The sequence below is a fragment of the Oleiphilus sp. HI0080 genome, from assembly GCF_001635135.1.
Genome location: NZ_LWFU01000317.1, coordinates 1 through 4,171, shown reverse-complemented (window position 1 = coordinate 4,171; position 4,171 = coordinate 1). Strand labels below are relative to the sequence as shown.

Sequence of the window (4,171 nt, the reverse complement as noted above, 5' to 3'; positions counted from 1 at the left end):
ACGAATTGAAGCGCTCAATTAGTTCTTGAACACGCGTCTTACGTGTAATCATCACAACACGCGCACTACTAGCCATTTGCTTTCACCATTTTGCTGAACAAATCTGGGGTAATGGTCAATTCATTTATCTTTCCTGCGTTCTGAGCTAATGACTCAAATGCCATCGCCATCAACTGCTCTGGATCCATGTTGGCCAAGGCCATCGCTTTCAAGTTTTCAACGGGCAACACTTTAAACGCATTCATACGCGAGGAGATTCGATACTTATCCGCATCAGCTTCGATACGACTATTAGCCGCCTTAGTTTCAACGAACTGGCTACGCTGCTCTTCTTGGGCTATCTCAGCCTGCATTCTCTCTTGATCCATTTTTGCTTGCTGACTCAACAAGGTTCGCTCATTTTCGAGGTGGCGCTCCTCCATTTCTTGTTGCTTACTTTGTACAGATAACTCCGTCTCTAGCTCCGCCTCTTTAATTGTTCGCTCCTGCTCCACAGACGCCTTGCGCCGCCCATATATTGCATCATCACTTTGTTTCAAAATCTCTTCTCTTGCCACCGCTTCTAACGCGCGAGCAGTCTCTGGGGTCGGCGCAATGTTTGAAATAGAAACGCCCAACACCTCAATACCTAATGCCTGAAGCGAAGGCGCCGCAGCCAACACCTGATCTAACGTACTCACTAACGATTCAGCCGCACCTAAAGCCTGCCTTAAATTGGAAGATTGAATCGCCGCCTGAACAGCAACTTGGATGACCCGTAACACGCGTTCGTTCAAACGCATTGGGTCTTCCGACACAAAAGAGACAGCATCTTGCGCCAAGGTAAAGTTCATCAACTCAGCTGTCTTTTCGGCGTCTGCTAAGCGAAAGCTCACTTGACCTTGAACACTCACCTGCTGGAAGTCAGCGGTTTGAAGGTTGAAGATGAACGGTGCTTCTTGCACATTGACTGGCAAGGCAGCAATAGACGTAGTTGCCGCGTTGTAGAAAAAACTTAGGCCCTTGCCTTTCGCCTTACTTTTACCGTTAACCGTTTTAATGACAAACGTCGATGCATCTGATTTGTAATATTTAATAGTGAACATAGTAGCCTCTCCCCTAACAATAAGTGTCCTAACGACACTTTTATATATAGTGTCCTAAAGACACTTATGAGTCAACAAAAATGTCCTTACGACACTTATTTTTGTAAATCAAGGGAATCAAGGTATGCTAATAGGATCAAATAAAGGCTTTTAACGGCATCTAATGAATGAGAGAGAGTTCTTAAAAAATTACGACCCCAAAGAGTTCGACGTAACACTCGTGACCGTCGACAGCGTCCTTTTTACCTGCCATGAGAATGAGCTCAAAGTGTTGATGGTAGAGAGACCAAACTTTCCTGAGCGCTCAAAATGGGGGTTGCCGGGCGGATTTATTGACTTTAAAAAAGATAAATCGCTTGAGGACGCAGCAAAGCGAAAACTCAAAGAGAAAACGTCAGTTGAGCCTCCCTACATCGAGCAATTAGTTAGTGTCGGCGGCGCAAAGCGCGATCCGCGCGGTTGGTCAGTGTCAGTTTGCTTTACGGCACTCATCGCGTATCAAGAATGCGAGGTGCACATCGACACCGTTTCCGACGCAAAATGGTTCGGGCTAGGAAATCTTGATGAGCTGAAGATTGCATTCGATCATCGCATGATCATTGACCACGCCTTGGACCGACTTAAGCAAAAAGCATTGTATTCCATCGTACCTGCATACGCCCTGCCTGATAAATTCACCCTGCCAGAGTTACAACACGTGCACGAGATCATTCTTGGAAAAGAGATACAGAAAAAGTCGTTCCGCAGACGGATTGAGAGCGCAGACATATTGGAAGAAACCGGAGGTAAACGAGCAAGCGGAAAGCGCCAGGCCATGCTTTATCGAATGAAGGAAAACAGTAAGGCATTTACGTTTGGTACGAATTTAGAACGGTGAGTTAGAGCAAGTAAAGTTTAGTTGAGTCTAGTTCTATTTTCCTCGTAAATGCTTTTAATCCGTTGTTCTAGCTCTCTACGATCCCCGTCACCTCTAAGCTCATAAAACCTTACACCTTCTATTTCTTCTAGTCGTTTAAAATACACCCGTTTTCTTTCATCATAATTGCGACGTTGCTTAAAACCCTCGGCGCCCCCAAAATACTCAATTTCCTTCTCGTGTAAGATAGATTGGACTTCTATAACTATATTCAGTTGCTCATAGTACAAATCTACCCGTAACGCCCTTTTATCTCCATCTAGACCTGGGAACTGTTTTTCAGTAGTCGGCTTCAAACCATGGGAATATTTATTAAATAAGGTGATCACTAAATTTGCAGGTTTGCTTTCTGATCTAGATCGTTTAAAAACCTCCCAAGGCATGATCTTTTGTTTTTCTTTTGTTGCTATAAGTTTTTTCCTGTTTTCTTCATCAGCTCTATTGATCCAGTTTTTCACATTGGCAAGCTTATCAAAGTTCCTGCCAGTTAAATTGCACCTCCCATGTATTTTTAGTTTTCTTTTGTGATAATGCATATTGAACGATACGAATTCACCATGCTTTTCCAAAAGTTCTTCCTCTTCTTCTTCACATTTCTTGATACCTATAATCAGGTAGTCAAGCCTAGAGTTGACTTCGTAATTTTTAGTCTTTAGTACGACCATCATCTTCGATCGATCGTGCTCTCTAACTTCATCTCTAGATGTAGAGATTGACAATACTTTCACCCTTACTTCTTTTGGTATCCTTTCCAGTGCGAAGTCTTTGTCGCTCATTTTAGCTTTTGCCTTTTTCCCGCATTCAAAACAGCCAGTGTTCAGTTTTACGTTATCCACTCTTTTAATAGATAGACCATGTCCCTCCTTTGGACAGAAAACCACACAATCTCGATGATTCCCCTTACTTTTTGCCAACAAACCAATGATGTAAAGCTTGGTATTTAGCTTGTTTAATGCATCTATTTCAGCACGATCCTCACCTGAATGACTTCTGATCATTTGCTGCCAAAGTTTATTAGTTACTTTCAATTTTACGTCACCAACATGTTTAATTGAGTAAAGGTAGCTTTTCAATTTTCCGCTCATAGTGTGCAATAAATATTAGATTTTTCTAAGTATTAGCTTCTACTTCGGTGAAAATAACGAGCAGGACATAATTGACCACAAATTGACATAGCGCTAACTGATCAACCTGATAATCGCATGCAACAACTAATGCCCATTAGGTGTTTGTTCAAGCTCAGCAAACGAAACCGCTTCTTGGTCTACAAATAGTGCAGTTCTGCGCAGCGGGGGCAAAAGCACTTGATCTGAGTAATCACAACCAGTTTCACCCGGGTCATTTTGAGCTCCCTTATTCTTGGATGAAACAGGGTGTGCTAATCCTTGATCAAGAAAACGAAGCATTACTTCATAGCCCGCCTCCCAGGCCTCCATACCCTCAAAAACGCCTCGCAAAGCGGACAGAATTGCGAATCCTGAATAATCAAGATCTCCCCAAAAGTAAGCAGGGATATCTTTGTCCGATTCAAGCTCCCACCATCGAGTAAAACTATCATAAATAGTTGCTGGTGATCGCGATACCTCACTGAAAACATACCCAGATTTATCACGAATCCTTGCCGCTGCGCCTTTGAAGCCCGCGGCATATACCAACGCAATCCCTTTAAACTCATCAGCAAGATCTCTTGCACTAGACAATTTAGTAACAAGCATTAGGAAAGTATCTTGGTTTTCAATAAAGAGTACCGATGAGAAATCTTCTGGAACAAAAATATTAACCAGTAATGGACGTTCTTTAAGTCTGCAATCAGGTAATGCCGATTGCAGATAATCTCTTTTGTTATCTAGGAATTTGGAGTCACCCCAAAAGTGAGCTGCGGACAAAGCTCTTAGCGTCTGAGGCTCTGTATCAGAACTTGCTCGATGTGCTAATTTGGAGAGACTTTCTGCCACGTGCAAGGCTGATCGTTCATCAATAAATAAGGGGTTTTCGCTCAGAAATGCCACATTAACTGCATCCGGCCAATGTTGAGATTCGACCGCAATCTGCCATTGATTTTTGTAAGGAACAACTTTTGGACGATTCAGCCAGTACCTAACTGTTTCCTCTGCATCAGGTAAAAACCGAACCTTGGCATTCTCATATTTCTCACTACCAAACTTATGCT

General features: G+C 42.8%; 4 protein-coding genes. 1 reads left to right on the top strand and 3 read right to left on the bottom strand.

Features of this window, described 5'->3' with window-relative positions:
- Nucleotides 1–68: 68 nt before the first annotated feature.
- On the bottom strand, nucleotides 69–1,085 hold the full coding sequence (locus A3751_RS03675) for an SPFH domain-containing protein (RefSeq protein WP_068452232.1): 1,017 nt from the start codon (nucleotides 1,083–1,085) through the stop codon (nucleotides 69–71).
- Nucleotides 1,086–1,248: 163 nt separating this feature from the next.
- On the opposite strand from A3751_RS03675, the gene A3751_RS03670 reads away from it, so the two are divergent.
- The gene (locus A3751_RS03670; protein WP_068452229.1) at nucleotides 1,249–1,962 is read left to right on the top strand and encodes an NUDIX domain-containing protein; all 714 of its coding nucleotides are present in this window, start codon (nucleotides 1,249–1,251) and stop codon (nucleotides 1,960–1,962) included.
- A 17-nt stretch (nucleotides 1,963–1,979) separates the two neighbouring features.
- Here the strand turns inward: A3751_RS03670 and A3751_RS03665 are convergent, their stop codons facing one another.
- Together A3751_RS03665 and A3751_RS03660 are read right to left on the bottom strand one after the other, a co-directional pair.
- On the bottom strand, nucleotides 1,980–3,029 hold the full coding sequence (locus tag A3751_RS03665) for a hypothetical protein (protein ID WP_156492238.1): 1,050 nt from the start codon (nucleotides 3,027–3,029) through the stop codon (nucleotides 1,980–1,982).
- 183 nt (nucleotides 3,030–3,212) lie between these two features.
- The coding region (locus A3751_RS03660; RefSeq protein WP_068452222.1) for a Wadjet anti-phage system protein JetD domain-containing protein at nucleotides 3,213–4,171 on the bottom strand (959 nt) is incomplete at its 5' end.